The organism is Agrobacterium sp. 22-223-1 (genome assembly GCF_053522385.1).
The window spans coordinates 84,876-100,524 of sequence record NZ_JBNWCN010000001.1; the positions used below are offsets into that span (position 1 = coordinate 84,876).

Consider the following 15,649-nt stretch of genomic DNA (forward strand, 5'->3'; position numbering starts at 1 on the left):
TAAAAATCTCTGCAGCCATCGCGCCGCGGAATCCTGTCGGATTTCGCGGCGTTTTTGTTTTTTTATTGCGCCGAGTCGATTTTAATCTTGACTCGGTCGATCATGAAATATTATGTAAGCAATACTGACGTAATTCAGTGTATCTCACCGCCGGAAAGCCGGCCATCAGGGAACGCGATGCGAACGACGACGATCATTATTTGCGAAAAAGCGGCCATCGCCGCCAAGCCGTTTGACGGCCGCAAAACGACCGTTCGCGCCATTAAACGCCGATAAGCAGCAGAATGAGGAGCAGCCAGGTCGCCTGCGGCTCCGCCCGCAGAGTGCCGGCTGACGCGCCGGGTTTCGGGAAAGAGGGCGATGCCGCGCGAAATGCGCAACGAGAGGAGAGTGCCTTGAGTGTGACGGAGCAAAAATTCGGCCTTTACGATGCGGCTTTTGAAAAAAGCAGCTGTGGTGTCGGTTTCATCACCCGCAAGGACGGCGTGCAGACGCATGATGTGCTGAAGCGCGGCCATGAGGCGCTCTGTGCCGTGCCGCATCGCGGCGGCATGTCGGCGGAAGGTGTCGGCGATGGTGCCGGCGTGTCGCTGGATTTGTCGCTCTCCTTCTTTCGGGAATTGACCGGTGAGGCCGGCTTGCAGGCCGGCCGGTTCGGCGTCGGTAATTTTTTCCTGCCGCAAAATCCGGCTTTCCACGGCGAGGCTGTCGGTATCATCGCAAACGCCCTCAAAGAGCAGGGCTTTTTAATCCTGCTCGTTCGCGATGTGCCGGTGAATGACGCGGCCATCCGCCCCGCCGCCATCCCTTACCAGTTGCCGATCCGGCAATGGGTTTTCTCGGCTCCTGCCGAATGCGCAACCCTCGCCGAATTCGACTGGCGCATCCACAAGGCGCTGCTGGCCATCGAGGCGCTTGCCTATACCGTGCCGGAACTTGCCGGCTTTTATCCGTTGTCACTCAGCGCCCGCACGCAGGTTCTGAAAGGGCGTCTGAACTCGCATGAGGTCATGCCCTATTTCTGTGACCTTACCGATCCGCGCCATGAAGTGCATACGATGTATTTCCACACGCGGTTTTCCACCAATACCGATCCGCATCCCTCCATGGCGCAGCCCTTCCGCCTGATGGCGCATAATGGCGAACTCAATACCGACAAGAAGAACCGGCTGTCTGAAGCGGCCGTGGCGCTGGCGAAGAATGCCAGCATCATTCGGCCGAAGGGCCAGTCGGACAGCTGCCGTCTGGATCAGACCCTGCAGGCACGGGTAATGGAAGACGGTCTCGACCTCGTCACCGCCGTGGTCTCGATGATGCCGCCAGCCTGGGAAAACGACGATACCCTGTCACCCGACGTCAAGGCGATGCTGGAGTATTTCTCGCTCTATGAGGAAAAGAATGACGGCCCGGCCGCGCTGATCTTCGGCGATGGCACCATCATCGGCGCGCGGCTTGATCGCCTCGGCCTGCGCCCGCTGCGCACCGTCGAGACGCAAGATTATCTCTGCGTCATGTCGGAGGCCGGGCAGATCGCGTTTCCGGCGGAAAGCGTCATCCGCCGCGGCCGCATCGAGGCGGGCGGCATGCTTTATTACGATCACGCCGAGCGTCGTGCTTTTTCCACGGTCGAGGCGCTGGAGCTTCTGGCCGCGCAGCGGGACTATTCCTCGCTGCTATCTGAAGCGCGCGTAATGCTTGGTGATCTGCCGGAGGTGCCCGCCGACAAGCAGGGCTCGCCGCTGCGTTACAATGGCGATCTGGAACGCCACCAGCGTTATGTCGCCTATTCGCATAATCAGGAAAGCTTCAAGTTCCTGATGGACCCGATGCTGGCCTCCGGCGCGGAAAAGATTTCGGCGATGGGTTACGGCAATGCCATCAATGCGCTTTCCGATCAGGAAGGCGGCGTCGCGAAGTATTTTTCACAGCGTTTCGCGCAGGTCACCAATCCGCCGCTCGACAGTATTCGTGAGGCCGATGGCATGACGTTGCGTGTCGCCCTCGGTGCGAAGCCGAACAGCGGCGCGAAGAAGGCCCGCCAGATCGTCGTGCGCTCTCCGATCCTGACCCATCTCGATATGCTGCGTATTCGCGAACAGTCGGAGACGCCCCTTCGTCGTTTTGAAATGCTCTATTCGCCGGTCTTCGATGTTGCGGAGGCTAATGAAACGGCCCTGCGGCAGGCAATCGATGGTCTCTGCGATGAGGTTGTGGCTTTCGCAGCAGAGGAAGGCGGCATCGCCGTCATCACCGACCGGCATGTCTCGGCAGGCCGCGCCGCTCTGCCGATGATCATGGTCGTTTCCGCCATCAATCAGCGGCTGATCGAGGAAGGTCTGCGGCTGCGTATTTCCCTGATCGTGGAAAGTGGCCAGTTTTCTTCCTCGCATCACATAGCAGCCGGCCTCGGCTTCGGCGCTTCTGCCGTCTATCCGCTTGGCGTGCAGTTCCGCGCTGAGGAGAAATTCGGTGCCGATGCCGACAAGGCCTTCAAGCGTTTTGCCAAGGCGGCGGAAAAGTCGCTGATGAAGACCATGGGCAAGGTCGGCCTGTGCACGGCGGAAAGTTACATTGGCGGCGAGTTCTTCGAGCCGAACTTCCTCGACACCAACGATGCTGTATTGAAGCGCTATTTCCCGAATGTGAAGACCCCGGTTGGCGGCGTCAACTTCGCCGTCATCGCGCAGGCCGTGGCGGACTGGCACTGCAAGGCGCTGTCCGTGAAGGGCGAAAACGACATTCCGCTGCTCGGCCTCTTCAAGGAGCGCGCGGAAGGCGCCGGCCATTCCTATGGCACAACGGCGGTGCGCGGTTTCGTGGATATGACGGAGGAAAAGATCGGTTTCGACAAGGGAACCGAAAACGAGGAGGCGCTGCGTCTCCTGCCGCTCAACCGGCTCGAAGATGCGTTCGGTCTCAACGATGCCGCCTATTATCACAACAGCTTCGACCGGCTAACGCCAGACGCAATCGACAGATTCGAGGTAACACCTGGTTACCGCGCCTTCGCCCGCATGATGGCGGAGGAAAGGGCGCGCCGCCCCGCCGCCTTGCGCGATGTTCTGGAATTGCCGGCCGATCTGACCTTCGCCGGTTCCGCGGAAGAATTCCGTCGGGAAATGGGCCGTTTTTCCCGGCAGGGCAATAACAGCTTCATGGTGCGCGGATTGCGCTGCGAAGAGGCGGGAGACGGCGCTTTCCGGCTGCAATTGACCGGCCCGCACGGTCATGAGCTTGCCCGGCTTGCCGCACTCGGCCAATCGCTGCTCGACCGTTTCGGCGCGGATATTCCAGGCCATTGGCTGGAAGGTGGCGCACTCATGGTTCAGGCTAAGGGTGAAGCATCCGCCTATCTCTCGCTTATCCGCACTGCACCGGAAAGCATTCCGCTCGATGCCGTTCAGAAGGCGAGCGAGATCACCAAAACCCTCGCATCGGGTGCCATGAGCCACGGCGCGCTGGTTGCCGCTGCCCATGAGGCGGTCGCCCATGGCACCAACATGGTCGGCGGCATGTCGAATTCGGGTGAGGGTGGCGAGCATATTTCCCGTTACGGCACCATCCGTGCCTCGCGCATCAAGCAGTTCGCTTCTGGCCGCTTCGGCGTCTGGGCCGGTTATCTTGCCGATCCGATGCTGGAGGAAATCGAGATCAAGATCGGTCAGGGCGCAAAGCCGGGTGAGGGCGGGCAGTTGCCGTCTCCCAAGGTGACGGTGGAAATCGCCGCCGCACGCGGCGGCACGCCGGGCGTCGAGCTTGTCTCGCCGCCGCCGCATCACGATACCTATTCGATCGAGGATCTGGCCCAGCTCATCCATGACGCCAAGGCAGCGCGCGTGCGGGTCATCGTCAAGCTGGTCTCGTCGGAAGGCATCGGCACGATTGCGGTCGGCGTCGCCAAGGCGGGGGCGGATGTCATCAATGTCGCCGGCAATACCGGCGGCACGGGTGCGGCGGCCGTCACCAGCCTCAAATATACCGGCCGTGCGGCGGAGATCGGCATTGCCGAGGTCCATCAGGCGCTTTGCGCCACCGGCCTGCGCGCCAAGGTGCTGCTGCGTTGCTCCGGCGCACACCAGACGGCGAGCGACGTGGTGAAATCCGCCCTTCTTGGCGGCGACAGCTTCGAATTCGGCACGACGGCGCTGATGATGCTGAAATGTGTCATGGCCAAGAACTGCAACATCAAGTGCCCGGCCGGTCTCACCACCAATCAGGAAGCCTTCAACGGCGATCCGCGGGCGCTGGCGCAATATCTCATGAATATCGCCCATGAAACGCGCGAGATTTTGGCCGGGCTCGGGGTTGCCTCGCTGCGGGAGGCACGCGGCCGTTCCGATCTTCTTCATCTCCTCGATCATCCGGCGAGCGTCGGCCAGCTTGACCTCCGGGCAATGCTTGCCGTGGTCGAAGAGGTGAAGATCGACAGCCCCGTCTATATGGAAAAGGACTTTGCACTGGACGATGCCTTCATCGAACTCGTGCGCTCGGCCCTGGTCGACAGCAGGCGCGAGAACATCGAGCTTGGCGGCAATCGTTTCCTCAACAATTGCAACAAGAGCGTCGGTGGCCAGCTCGCCGTCGATATCGAACGCATGCTGAACCATGAGCTTTCCGATGAAGAGGCGGATGCGCTGCCGGCGGTGAAGCGGGACAGCCGTGGCCGCCGGTTCCTGGAGGCAGGTTCGGTGCGCATCGATACGTCCGGTTCCGCCGGGCAGTCTTTCGGCGCTTTCTGCAATGACGGCATGGTCATGGTCCATACCGGCACCTGCAATGACGGCGTCGGCAAAAGCGCCTGCGGCGGCACCATCGTCGTGCGCTCCCCCGGCGGCGGCTCAGAAGAGGCGGGCGGTAATGTGCTGGTCGGCAATTTCGCGCTGTTCGGCGCCACCGGCGGCCGCACCTTCGTGGAAGGGCAGGCGGGTGACCGTTTCGCCGTTCGTAACTCCGGCGCCACCGCCGTGGTCGAAGGCGTGGGTGATTTCGCCTGCGAATACATGACCAACGGCGCGGTGCTGAACCTGGGCAGCTTCGGCAAGGGTTTCGGCAACGGCATGAGCGGCGGCTTTGTTTATCAATATGATCCCTATGGCGATTTGCCGAAGAAGGTCAGCCACGATTCCATCCTGCTCGGCGCGATCACGGGAGAGGATGAGCAGGCCGCGATTCACAATCAGGCAGTCCACCAGCTTCTGACCTTGCATGTCGCGGAGACCGGCTCGGCCAAGGCGACATGGCTGTTGGAAAACTGGGAAAGTGAACAGCATAATTTCGTCTACGGCATGCCGCGTGCCCTGCTGCTTTATCAGGACAGCGATGAGATCCTCAAAGCCAAGCCCCGCAAGGAGTTGCTGGAGGAACTTGCATCCGCGCTTGCCGCCCACCAGCTGCGCAAGTTCAAACTCGCCTATCGCGACCGCAAGGCCGTCCTGAACGGAACGGTGCCGGGTTATGGCGAGACGGATACGGAAGACATGTATGCGCTGCTCAACAATTATACCGTGTTGAGCATGGCGCAGGCCATCGCTTTGCAGCGGCTGCCGCTGGCCTCGGGCCCTTCCGATCCCGCCATCGAAAAAGCCGTGCGCAATCTCATCCTCACGGAAGATTATGCGCTGATGCAACGGCTGCTGAAATATGCGCGCGAGGCGCTTTCAGACCATAGCGATGAACAGCTTGCGGTGATGATCGCCGCCAAGCGGCTCGACGATTACAAACAGGCGCTGGCGCGCAGGAACATCTGGTCGGTGGACAGCCCCGGCACCTATGGCTGGATCATTCAGCAGAACCGGAAAAACATCGAGAAGATCGGCCGTCTGCCGGGCTTCGAGGAGCTTTTCGCAGCCCGCGCCATCCCCGACCTCGCCACCGCATCCAGCCACAGGGCAGCATGATGAAGATACCTTATATTCCCGAAGACGCGCCCTTCAACGGTGATCAGCGCGCATGGCTTTCCGGTTTTCTGGCGGGGCTCCATTCCCGTGCCGCCATCGGCCTGGAGACATCGGTTGCCGCCGCTGCTCCCAGGGCGGCGGCCAGTGTGCTGAATATTCTCTTCGGCACCCAGACCGGCAATGCCGAGGCGCTGGCGATGGATATTGCCGCCGCCGCCCGCGCGCAGGGCATGCAGCCGGTGGTGACGGCACTCGATGATGTCTCGATGGACAGTCTCGGCGCCATGAAGCGGGTCATCGTCGTCACTTCGACCTATGGCGAAGGTGAAATGCCTGACAATGCCCAGCTTTTCTGGGAAGCGCTCGCCGCGGACAGCGCGCCGCGTCTGGACGAGGTGAATTTTGCCGTCCTCGCGCTCGGCGATACCGGCTATGACGGCTTCTGCCAGGCGGGCAAGCTTATCGATACGCGGTTCGAACAACTCGGCGGCAAGCGTATGAAGACGCGTATCGATTGCGATATCGACTTTGAGGACGCTGCCGCCGCATGGATCGGTGAGACCCTGCCGCTCGCGGTTGCTGTCGATGGCGGCAGCGCGGCATCTGTCACCATGCCCGACATCGCCGAGCCGCCCGTACGGGCAAAACAGGGCTGGAGCCGCAAAAATCCCTATTCCGCTGAGGTAAGCGTCAATCGTCGCCTGTCCGGTCCCGGCTCGTCCAAGGAAATTCGCCACTACGAATTCGATCTCGGCGAAAGCGGCCTGGACTATGAGGCGGGTGACGCTCTTGGCGTCGTGCCCCTGAACGATCCGAAACTGGTCGGCGCGCTGCTGAAACACTTCGGGGCGGCTGCGGACAGCCAAATCGCCGTGCTGGACCGGCCGGTCGGCGATGCGCTTCTCAACATGTTCGAGATATCGACGCCTTCGCGCGAACTCGTCGCCGAAATCGGCAAGCGGGCGGGGCATGACGAACTCAGCCACATTCTCGCAAACGGGGACAGGGAGCAGCTGGCCGCCTTTCTCTGGAGCAAGGATATTCTCGACCTCATCAATCTCGGCGGAAAGCCACTATTCGATGTTGCTGAATTCGTGACATTCCTGAAGCCGCTGCAACATCGCGCCTATTCCATCTCCTCCAGCCCGCTGGTTGCAAAAAACAGCGTGCATCTGACCATCGCCAGCGTGCGTTATCGCGCCGAGGGCCGTGAGCGTGGCGGCGTGTGCTCCACCTATCTCGCCGACCGCGTGGAGGCCGGGCAGAGTGCCGGGATTTTCGTCTCGCCGAACAAGGCGTTTCGTGTGCCGCAGGACAATGATGCACCTGTTATCATGGTGGGACCGGGTACGGGCATCGCGCCGTTCCGGGCTTTTTTGCAGGAACGGCAAGCCCGAGGCGCAAAGGGCAAAAACTGGCTGTTTTTCGGCGACCAGCACCGGCAGTCGGATTTCATCTATGAAAACGAGCTTGGCGACATGAGCCGCGATGGTGTGCTCACCCGCCTCGATCTCGCTTTCTCGCGGGATCAGGCGGAGAAGATCTATGTCCAGACCCGCATGCGGCAGAACGGCAAGGCGCTCTATCAATGGCTTGAAGAGGGCGGTTATTTCTACGTCTGCGGCGACGCGACCCGCATGGCGAAGGATGTCGATGATGCCCTGCACAGCATCGTCAGCGATGAGGCCGGCATCTCCGCCGAGGCGGCGAGCGAGTATGTGAACCGGCTGAAACGCGAAAAACGTTATCTGCGCGACGTCTACTAACTATTGCCATGACGAGACCGTTCTGACGCACCGATTGGTTCAGCAATTGGTGCAGACGGTCTCGGCGTCGCGTTGCTTGAAGAAATACTCGCGGCCGATCGTGATCGACTTCACCCCGGACGAGGCAAGATCGGGCATGAACATCAGCAATTCATGCGGGATGGAAAGTTCGACGTGGATGAGAAAGCTGTTTTCCACGAGCAGGCGCGTCGGAACGGCGACCGGTGACCCCACCGCATAGGGTCTCAGATTTTTCTCATCCCAGGACCAGGTGATTTTCGCCTGTTTTTGCGCGTCGATCTTGATGCCGCTGATCTTCAGCTGCAGACCCTTGGTACTATAGGGCGCAAACACGGCGGCTGCGACATCCTGCATGCCCGCGAGATAGGTTTTATCGACGGAACCTGTTTTCGATATCAGATCGTTGATGGAAGCTGCTGCGCTGCTTGCCCGCTTGTAGGTGTTGTATCCGATCGTCAATTCGAACGAGGTCAGATAAAGCGCAAGCAATATCGGAAAGAGGATCGCGAACTCCACCGCGCCCACGCCTCGGCGATCTTTGGCAAAGCGTGAAACGAGCGCCATCAGGCGTCGTTTGCCGTTTGCCGCAACGGACACCAGCCCTGCCATCATGAGCCCCCGCCTGTGATGTATTTCTCGTTCATGAACGCATTTGTCGCGACGATGAGGAAATGTGAGGGCATCGATCCGTCGGCCGGACGTATTTTTGTCAGGTATGGCCGGATGATATCGGCAACCACACGCCAGCGATAATAAACACGCAACATGTTGATGGTTTCCGGCCCGCCCGGTTTGAAGCCGAATTGAGCCGTATCGAGATCGTAATATTCGCCATAGGCCTTCAGCGGTATCGTGGTCGGAATATCCTTGAAGGCGGTAAAGGAGCGAAGGTCGATATAGAGCTTCTGTTCTTTCTGGATTTCATCCGCTGAGCAGGTGATCATCACTGAAACTTCATTGCAGAAGCTCTTGCGGAAATCCTCTTTCGAAATCGAGCTGCTGATCTGCCCGGTGCGCAGACGCCGCGCCATGTTCTCGGTGGCATTGGCGACGACCTGTTCCGCCATCAGGGCGATGAAGGTCTCGATGATCGCAAAGACGACGAGGAAATAGGGGATCGCGAGTATCGCGAATTCTATAGCCGCTGTCCCGTCGCGCGAGACTCCGAATTTTTCCAGCAATGGCTTCAGTTTGGCCAGTCGCATGAGGCGATATCGATCTCTAAGAATATGCGGCAAGCGCAACCGTTGAATTTGTTGCGGACCATAACCACCCGATGTTTAAATTCAGTTACTCCAATAAATTATACTTTAGTGATTTCCGAAATTGATACGGCCCACAATATAAAAAGCCCGGCACATGGCCGGGCTTTTGTTGACGCTGAAACGGACGCTTATTCCGCATCCGCTTTGGAGAGAACCTCCAGCGTGGGTGTGGAGGTGATGTTATAACCACAGTCCACATAATGGCATTCGCCGGTTACGCCGCGCGACAGATTGGACAGCAGGTAAAGCGCCGATCCGCCGATATCGTCGATATCCGCCGTCCGCCGAAGCGGTGCGTTTTTCTGGTTCCATGCGTAGATCGCCCGCGCATCCGAGATGCCGGCACCCGCCAGCGTGCGGACCGGACCGGCCGAGATGGCGTTGACGCGGATGTCACGCGGGCCGTAATCGGCGGCGAGATAGCGAACGGACGCCTCGAGCGCCGCCTTGGCGACGCCCATGACGTTGTAGTTCGGAATGACACGCTGCGAACCATTATAGGTCAACGTCAGCATCGAGCCGCCATTGGTCATCAGTTCTGCGGCGCGCTTGGCGATTTCCGTGAAGGAGAAACAGGAAATGACCATGGTGCGGCTGAAATTCTCGCGCGTCGTATCCGCGTAGAGGCCCTTCAGCTCGTTCTTGTCGGAAAAGCCGATGGCATGGACGATGAAATCCAGCGAGCCCCATTTTTCGCGGATCGTCGCGAACAAGGCGTCGACCGAGGCGATATCCTCGACATCGCATGGCACGATGAAATCGGATCCGAGTTCGGCGGCGAGCGGTTTCACACGCTTGCCGAGCGCTTCACCCTGATAGGTGAAGGCCAGTTCCGCGCCCTGTGCCGCAAGCGCCTTGGAGATACCCCAGGCGATGGAATGATTGTTTGCGACGCCCATGATGAGGCCGCGTTTACCCTGCATGATGCCGTTCATGGGCAATTATCCGTTATGACGCTGGAAGACGAGCGTGGCGTTGGTGCCGCCGAAGCCGAAGGAATTGGAAAGGATGGTGTCGATCTTGGCGTTGTCGATGCGGCTGCGAACAATCGGAACGCCCGCAAATTCGGGATCGAGTTCGGAAATATGCGCGCTTTCGCCGATGAAGCGTTCCTGCATCATCAACAGGCCGTAGATCGATTCCTGCACGCCGGCCGCACCCAGCGAATGGCCGGTGAGCGACTTGGTCGACTGGATATGCGGGATCTTGTCGCCGAAGACTTCCCGGATCGCGCCGATTTCCTTGCTGTCGCCAACCGGCGTCGAGGTGCCATGGGTATTGATGTAGTCGATGTCGCCCTTGACCGTGGAAAGCGCCTGCCGCATGCAGCGGATTGCGCCTTCGCCCGAAGGCGCCACCATGTCGTAACCGTCGGAGGTCGCGCCGTAACCGACGATCTCGGCGTAAATCTTGGCGCCGCGCGCCTTTGCATGTTCCAGCTCTTCGAGAACCAGCACGCCCGCGCCGCCGGCAATCACGAAACCGTCGCGGTTGACGTCATAGGCGCGCGACGCGACGCTCGGCGTCTCGTTATACTTGGACGACATGGCGCCCATGGCGTCGAAGAGGTTGGACATGGACCAGTCCAGATCCTCATGGCCGCCCGCGAACATCACGTCCTGCTTGCCCCACTGGATCATTTCAGCGGCGTTGCCGATACAATGCGCCGAGGTGGAGCAGGCCGACGAGATGGAGTAGTTGACGCCATGGATCTTGAACCAGGTGGCAAGCGTCGCGGAGGCGGTGGAGGACATGGCCTTCGGCACGGCAAAGGGGCCGATGCGCTTCGGGCTGTTGTTCTTCAGCGTGATATCGGCTGCCTCGACGATGGTGCGGGTGGAAGGACCGCCCGAACCCATGATGATGCCGGTGCGCTCATTGCCGCTGATGTCGCTCTCTTCGAGACCGGAATCGGCGATCGCCTGCTTCATCGCGACATGGTTCCACGCGCCGCCCTGCGACAGGAAGCGCATGGCGCGGCGGTCGACCAGATCGGTCGGGTCGAGAGACGGCTTACCCCAGACCTGGCATTTGAAACCGTGTTCGGCAAAATCCGGCGAAAATGAAATGCCGGATTTGGCATTGCGCAGCGATGCGGTGACTTCAGCGGCATCACCGCCGATGGAAGAAACAATACCGAGGCCGGTGACAACAACTCGTCTCATGAAAGGGACCTTTTCTTAAGATTTCGGCTGGACGACCGAAGCCGCCCGGCGTTTGTCAGGACTATTCCGTCTGCCTCAGGCAGCCTTTTCCTTCGACAGGCCTACGCGCAGGTCCGTCGCCTGATAGATGGTTTCGCCATCCGCCTTGAGCCAGCCGTCAGCGGTTCCGAGCACCAGACGGCCACGCATCACGCGCTTGAAATCAATACCATATTGAAGGAGCTTGGTGTGAGGGCGAACCATGCCCTTGAACTTCACTTCGCCGGTGGAAAGCGCCATGCCGCGGCCTTCTTCGCCCAGCCAGCCGAGGAAGAAGCCGGTCAGCTGCCACATGCCGTCAAGGCCCAGGCACCCCGGCATGATCGGGTTGCCCTGGAAATGGCAGGGGAAATACCAGTCGTCGGGGCTGACATCGTATTCGGCGCGGATGAAACCCTTGTCGAAGGCGCCGCCGGTTTCGGAAATTTCGGTAATGCGATGGACCATGAGCATGGGGGGCAATGGGAGCTGTGCATTTCCCGGGCCGAACAATTCGCCGCGACCGCAGGACAGGATCTCCTCGTAATTGTAACTTGATTGCCTCGTTGCCATACCGCTTTCACTTCCCCAGTTACTGGTGTTGATCGACTTCACTAGAGCAAGTTAGGTTCAAAATGAAGCGCTGCAAGGGCAGAGGCCGCTCTGCCCACATTCTTTGTCTTCGAACCTTCTTCGCAGAAGTCATTACCTCAATATGCCGTCCGCATACAGGAACCGTACGGCTGGAACCAGAGGAAATTTGCAGGAATGGCCGGTTTGCCGCCATTTGCCGCGCCTAAGCCACGCCGAAACTATTGAAAGCACTCGCCGCAAAAGATATATGCTAATGCAATTGGTAAGTTTCATACCTCTGTTTGGAATGGGATTGCATGGCATTTGACGCCACATTGGATATCGGAACGAGGTTGCGGCGCTCGGGGCTGCGCCCCACGCGACAGCGTGTGGCTTTGGGCGATCTGCTTTTCGCAAAGGGCGATCGCCATCTGACGGTCGAGGAACTGCACGATGAGGCGGTCACCGCCGGCGTGCCCGTTTCTCTCGCCACGGTCTACAATACGCTGCACCAGTTCACCGAAGCCGGCCTCATCCGTGTTCTCGCCGTGGAAGGCGCCCGCACCTATTTCGACACCAACGTCTCGGATCACCACCACTTCTTCGTGGAGGGCGAGAACGAGGTTCTGGATATTCCCGTCAATAACCTCCAGATCGACAATTTGCCGGAAGCGCCCGAGGGCATGGAAATCGCCCATGTGGACGTGGTCATCCGCCTTCGTCGCAAGCGCGGATGAGGCTTAAGTCCGAAAACAGAAATGGCGCCCACGGGCGCCATTTCTGTTTTCGGCGGTCTTCCATATATCACTTCATGATGTCTTCCGGCCGTCTGCCGGGCTTTGCCTTGTAGGGCGGAAAAGTCCAGCCGAAGATCAGCGCGCCTGACCGGACGGCGAAGGCCGTCAGGACGCCTGCGGCTGATGCGGCATAAAGCGGTGCGCCGAGGAAATAGACGACAATGAATGTGGAGGAGCCCAAGAGCGCGCAGGTGATGTAGATTTCCGGGCGCAGCAGCACGGAAGGTTCGCCGGCGAGAATATCGCGCAACACACCACCGAACGTCGCCGTCAGAACGCCGGTGACGATGGCGACGGTTGCGGAGCCGCTGGCGGCAAGCCCCTTGGCGGCTCCCATGACGCAATAAGCGGAAAGGCCCAGCGCATCGAGCCAGATCAGTACGCGGTAACGGGATTCGAACAGATGCGCGGTGAAGAACAGCAGCACCGCGACCGAGACGCAGACGAGGATATAGGTCGGGTTCACCACCCAGAATACCGGCGTCCTGCCAAGCACCAGATCGCGCACCGTGCCGCCGCCAATGCCGGTCGCGGCGGCGAAAAACAGGAAGCCGATCAGGTCGAGCTGCTTGCGCGAGGCGGCGAGCGCACCGGTTGCGGCAAAGATGGCGACGCCGGCATAGTCGAGAAAACCCAGAAGCGTCATGAAAAGGTTCCCCCCGGAAACACGGGCTGCGAACACGTCAGTGTCGCGCAAGCACTAAACTCTAGGCTGGCCGCCCGGATGATCGCAACATCCATAACCGAAACGGATGCAAAGGAAAATGCCGTGCGAATCGCTCTCGTTGCCGCTCTTCAGGCGCTGGTTCTCTTGATGTTTCCGGTGGCGCTCTCGGCGCAGCAGCAACTGGTGAACGACCCCGAGATCTACGAGAAGGATCATTTCCGCAACGAGTGCAAGGTGGCGGCCTTCGGCGACGATTTCGTCACGCGGCTGGATATCAACAATGACGGGCTGATGGACGCCGTCGTCAATCACGGCGTTCTCGATTGCGACGGCGAAGAGGGCCGCAGCTGCGACGACGAGGGATGCCCCTATAATTTCTATGTCCAGGTGAAAGAGGGCGGTTATCTGATGATCGCGACGGCCCGAATTTACGACTATGATTTCATCAAGCGCTTCGGCAACATGGTTTTTGTGCTGAAGATGCATCCGCGTTATTGCGAGCGTACCGACAAGGAGCCCTGCCTGATGACGGTGCGGGTGCGCGGCACGAAATTCGTCACCATCTCGCGAAAGTGACGGCGACGATTTTCAAGGCGTAATTCGCCGGATTTTGACCCTTTGATTGTAGCGCTGGCGAAGCGAGCGCGGGATGATGAAGGTGGCGATGGCGACGGCGAAAACCGTGGCCGCAACCACCCAAAGGGCATTCGATTGCAGGGTGGCGGCGAGAACGGCGCCGCATATCGCGCCGCATATCATGCCAAGCCATGGCACGATCTGAATGCCCCAGTCGAGGCTTCGTTCGCCGAGAAGAAAACGACCGATGCCGCGGCCGAAGCGGGAAAGCGCGCCGGTCACATAGGTAAGCCCGATTGGCAGTCCCTCAATGTGCTCAACGGCGGCGTTGACCATGCCCATGGCGAAAACGACGAGATAAAATTGCGCAAGAGCGGAAGTCTCGCCGCCGAGCAGCGCGGCAATTGTTACCAGCAATCCCACCGCCATCAGAACGGCGAAGATGCGCCGGTCGAACTTATGCGCCACCACGATGCCGCCGGCATTGCCCGCCACGAAGGCAACGATTGCGAAAAGCAGTTTCGCGGCGTGGGAATAGAGGCCAGCCTCCATCGAGACTGCGGCGCGTGTGGTGTTGCCGGTCATGAAGGATACGAAGTCACCTGAAATATGCAGGCCCACCGCATCCGTCATGCCCGCGATGAAGGAAATGGCGGCAACCAGTGCAATTCCAGTTCCGGTTCGCCTTGCCCTGATGATACTGCGACGTCTTTGTCTGGTCATGGAAAGCTCGATATGGAAAAACGGCGGCCTGCGCGCGGGGCCGTGTTATCCTATGTCTAGAATGCCGGATGGTGTATTTGCAATCTTTCTGGAGGCCTTCGGAAGCTTCTATTTTGTCTAGACAAATATAAAATCCCTGCCTACCATGCCTCAAATAAAGCGATAAACAACATCGCACAAAAATAAATCAAAAGGGGTTCAGATCATGAAGAAAACATGGGTTCTCGCCACAGTCGCCGCGCTCTTTTCATCCGCTTCCGCCTATGCCGAGACGTCGGTGACGATTGGCATGTCCGGCTGGACCGGTTTTGCGCCGCTGACGCTCGCCAAACAGGCCGGCATTTTCGAAAAGAACGGCCTGAAGGTCGACATCAAGAAAATCCCGCAGGCGAGCCGCCATCTGGCCCTTGCTTCCGGTGACATTCAGTGCGCCGCCACCACGGTGGAAACATGGATCGCGTGGAATGCCAATGGCGTGAAATCCACCCAGATTTTCCAGATGGACAAGTCGCATGGCGCGGATGGCATTGCGGTGCGCAGTGATGTTGCCAAGGTCGCGGACCTGAAAGGCAAGACGGTTGCCGCCTCCGCGCCGGGCACCTCCCCTTATTTCTTCCTTGCCTGGATCCTCAAGGAAAACGGCCTCACTCTTAAAGACGTCAAGGTCGTCAACCTCGAGCCGGGACCGGCCGCGCAGGCATTCGTTGCCGGTCAAAATGATGCGGCCATGACCTATGAGCCCTATCTGTCCACCGTCCGCGCCGCCCCCGACAAGGGCAAAATCCTCGCCACGACGCTGGATTATCCCGCCGTCATGGATACGTTCGGTTGCACCCCGGATTTCCTGAAGGCCAATCCGCAGGCGGCGAAAGCCCTGGCGGACAGCTATTTCCAGGCCCTCGAGCTCATCAAGGCCGATCCCGAAAAGTCCTATGCGACGATGGGGGCGGATGTGAAGCAGACCGGCGAGGCCTTTGCCGCTTCGGCAAAGTTCCTCGAATGGCAGGATAAGGCCGCCAACCAGAAGTTTTTCGAGGGTGAATTCAAGGCATTCTCGGAAAAATCGGCGGACCTGCTGCTGGAAATCGGCGTGATAAAGTCGAAACCCGATCTTTCGACCCTCGCGGATACGTCCTTCATCAAGTAACAGAAAAGGCGGCCGCATTCCCTGCAGGGAATAT

The 15,649-nt window shown here is 59.5% G+C and carries 12 protein-coding genes; 5 read left to right on the top strand and 7 right to left on the bottom strand.

Annotated features, from left to right (window positions below):
- Positions 1-395 precede the first annotated feature (395 nt).
- Together ACQZ60_RS00405 and ACQZ60_RS00410 are read left to right on the top strand one after the other, a co-directional pair.
- A complete protein-coding gene (locus ACQZ60_RS00405; protein ID WP_020812533.1) occupies positions 396-5,897 on the top strand; it encodes a glutamate synthase-related protein in 5,502 nt (1,833 codons plus the stop codon).
- Positions 5,894-7,663 carry a sulfite reductase subunit alpha gene (locus ACQZ60_RS00410; protein ID WP_020812532.1) on the top strand — a complete coding sequence of 590 codons (1,770 nt, stop codon included), beginning with the start codon at positions 5,894-5,896 and terminating at the stop codon, positions 7,661-7,663. The genes ACQZ60_RS00405 and ACQZ60_RS00410 overlap by 4 nt, the downstream gene beginning before the upstream one ends.
- Before the next feature lie 39 nt (positions 7,664-7,702).
- Here the strand turns inward: ACQZ60_RS00410 and ACQZ60_RS00415 are convergent, their stop codons facing one another.
- From ACQZ60_RS00415 to fabA, 5 genes are all read right to left on the bottom strand, one after another.
- Positions 7,703-8,296, bottom strand: coding sequence for a TadE/TadG family type IV pilus assembly protein (locus ACQZ60_RS00415; protein ID WP_020812531.1), 594 nt, complete (start codon positions 8,294-8,296; stop codon positions 7,703-7,705).
- On the bottom strand, positions 8,293-8,889 hold the full coding sequence (locus ACQZ60_RS00420) for a TadE/TadG family type IV pilus assembly protein (RefSeq protein WP_020812530.1): 597 nt from the start codon (positions 8,887-8,889) through the stop codon (positions 8,293-8,295). Before ACQZ60_RS00420 ends, ACQZ60_RS00415 begins: the two co-directional genes overlap by 4 nt.
- Before the next feature lie 188 nt (positions 8,890-9,077).
- Entirely contained in the window at positions 9,078-9,884 is an 807-nt protein-coding gene (gene fabI, locus ACQZ60_RS00425) for an enoyl-ACP reductase FabI (protein WP_020812529.1), read from the bottom strand.
- 6 nt (positions 9,885-9,890) lie between these two features.
- Positions 9,891-11,114 carry a beta-ketoacyl-ACP synthase I gene (gene fabB / locus ACQZ60_RS00430; protein WP_003524377.1) on the bottom strand — a complete coding sequence of 408 codons (1,224 nt, stop codon included), beginning with the start codon at positions 11,112-11,114 and terminating at the stop codon, positions 9,891-9,893.
- 75 nt (positions 11,115-11,189) lie between these two features.
- A complete protein-coding gene (fabA, locus tag ACQZ60_RS00435) occupies positions 11,190-11,705 on the bottom strand; it encodes a 3-hydroxyacyl-[acyl-carrier-protein] dehydratase FabA (protein ID WP_003507274.1) in 516 nt (171 codons plus the stop codon).
- Between the two features lie 317 nt (positions 11,706-12,022).
- Between fabA and irrA the strand changes: the two genes are divergently transcribed.
- Complete coding sequence (irrA, locus tag ACQZ60_RS00440; protein ID WP_003507276.1) at positions 12,023-12,442, top strand: iron response transcriptional regulator IrrA; 420 nt, start codon at positions 12,023-12,025, stop codon at positions 12,440-12,442.
- Between the two features lie 67 nt (positions 12,443-12,509).
- Here irrA and ACQZ60_RS00445 read toward each other — a convergent pair whose 3' ends face one another.
- Positions 12,510-13,148 carry a trimeric intracellular cation channel family protein gene (locus ACQZ60_RS00445; RefSeq protein ID WP_035264404.1) on the bottom strand — a complete coding sequence of 213 codons (639 nt, stop codon included), beginning with the start codon at positions 13,146-13,148 and terminating at the stop codon, positions 12,510-12,512.
- Between the two features lie 78 nt (positions 13,149-13,226).
- Here ACQZ60_RS00445 and ACQZ60_RS00450 point away from each other — a divergent pair, with 78 nt between their 5' ends.
- Positions 13,227-13,745 (top strand): hypothetical protein, encoded by a 519-nt coding sequence (locus ACQZ60_RS00450; protein ID WP_051671926.1) that lies wholly within the window; start codon positions 13,227-13,229, stop codon positions 13,743-13,745.
- Positions 13,746-13,757: 12 nt separating this feature from the next.
- On the opposite strand, the gene ACQZ60_RS00455 is transcribed toward ACQZ60_RS00450, so the two are convergent.
- A complete protein-coding gene (locus tag ACQZ60_RS00455; RefSeq protein ID WP_003524382.1) occupies positions 13,758-14,468 on the bottom strand; it encodes a YoaK family protein in 711 nt (236 codons plus the stop codon).
- Between the two features lie 205 nt (positions 14,469-14,673).
- Here ACQZ60_RS00455 and ACQZ60_RS00460 point away from each other — a divergent pair, with 205 nt between their 5' ends.
- A complete protein-coding gene (locus ACQZ60_RS00460) occupies positions 14,674-15,615 on the top strand; it encodes an ABC transporter substrate-binding protein (RefSeq protein WP_020809180.1) in 942 nt (313 codons plus the stop codon).
- Positions 15,616-15,649 lie beyond the last annotated feature (34 nt).

Excerpts from the sequence above, each read along its gene's own strand:
- fabI (WP_020812529.1), bottom strand. The coding sequence starts at position 9,884 with ATGAACGGCATCATGCAGGGTAAACGCGGCCTCATCATGGGCGTCGCA.
- ACQZ60_RS00410 (WP_020812532.1), top strand. The coding sequence starts at position 5,894 with ATGATGAAGATACCTTATATTCCCGAAGACGCGCCCTTCAACGGTGAT.
- ACQZ60_RS00455 (WP_003524382.1), bottom strand. The coding sequence starts at position 14,468 with ATGACCAGACAAAGACGTCGCAGTATCATCAGGGCAAGGCGAACCGGA.
- fabA (WP_003507274.1), bottom strand. The coding sequence starts at position 11,705 with ATGGCAACGAGGCAATCAAGTTACAATTACGAGGAGATCCTGTCCTGC.
- ACQZ60_RS00445 (WP_035264404.1), bottom strand. The coding sequence starts at position 13,148 with ATGACGCTTCTGGGTTTTCTCGACTATGCCGGCGTCGCCATCTTTGCC.
- ACQZ60_RS00450 (WP_051671926.1), top strand. The coding sequence starts at position 13,227 with ATGATCGCAACATCCATAACCGAAACGGATGCAAAGGAAAATGCCGTG.
- ACQZ60_RS00420 (WP_020812530.1), bottom strand. The coding sequence starts at position 8,889 with ATGCGACTGGCCAAACTGAAGCCATTGCTGGAAAAATTCGGAGTCTCG.
- ACQZ60_RS00460 (WP_020809180.1), top strand. The coding sequence starts at position 14,674 with ATGAAGAAAACATGGGTTCTCGCCACAGTCGCCGCGCTCTTTTCATCC.
- irrA (WP_003507276.1), top strand. The coding sequence starts at position 12,023 with ATGGCATTTGACGCCACATTGGATATCGGAACGAGGTTGCGGCGCTCG.
- fabB (WP_003524377.1), bottom strand. The coding sequence starts at position 11,114 with ATGAGACGAGTTGTTGTCACCGGCCTCGGTATTGTTTCTTCCATCGGC.
- ACQZ60_RS00415 (WP_020812531.1), bottom strand. The coding sequence starts at position 8,296 with ATGATGGCAGGGCTGGTGTCCGTTGCGGCAAACGGCAAACGACGCCTG.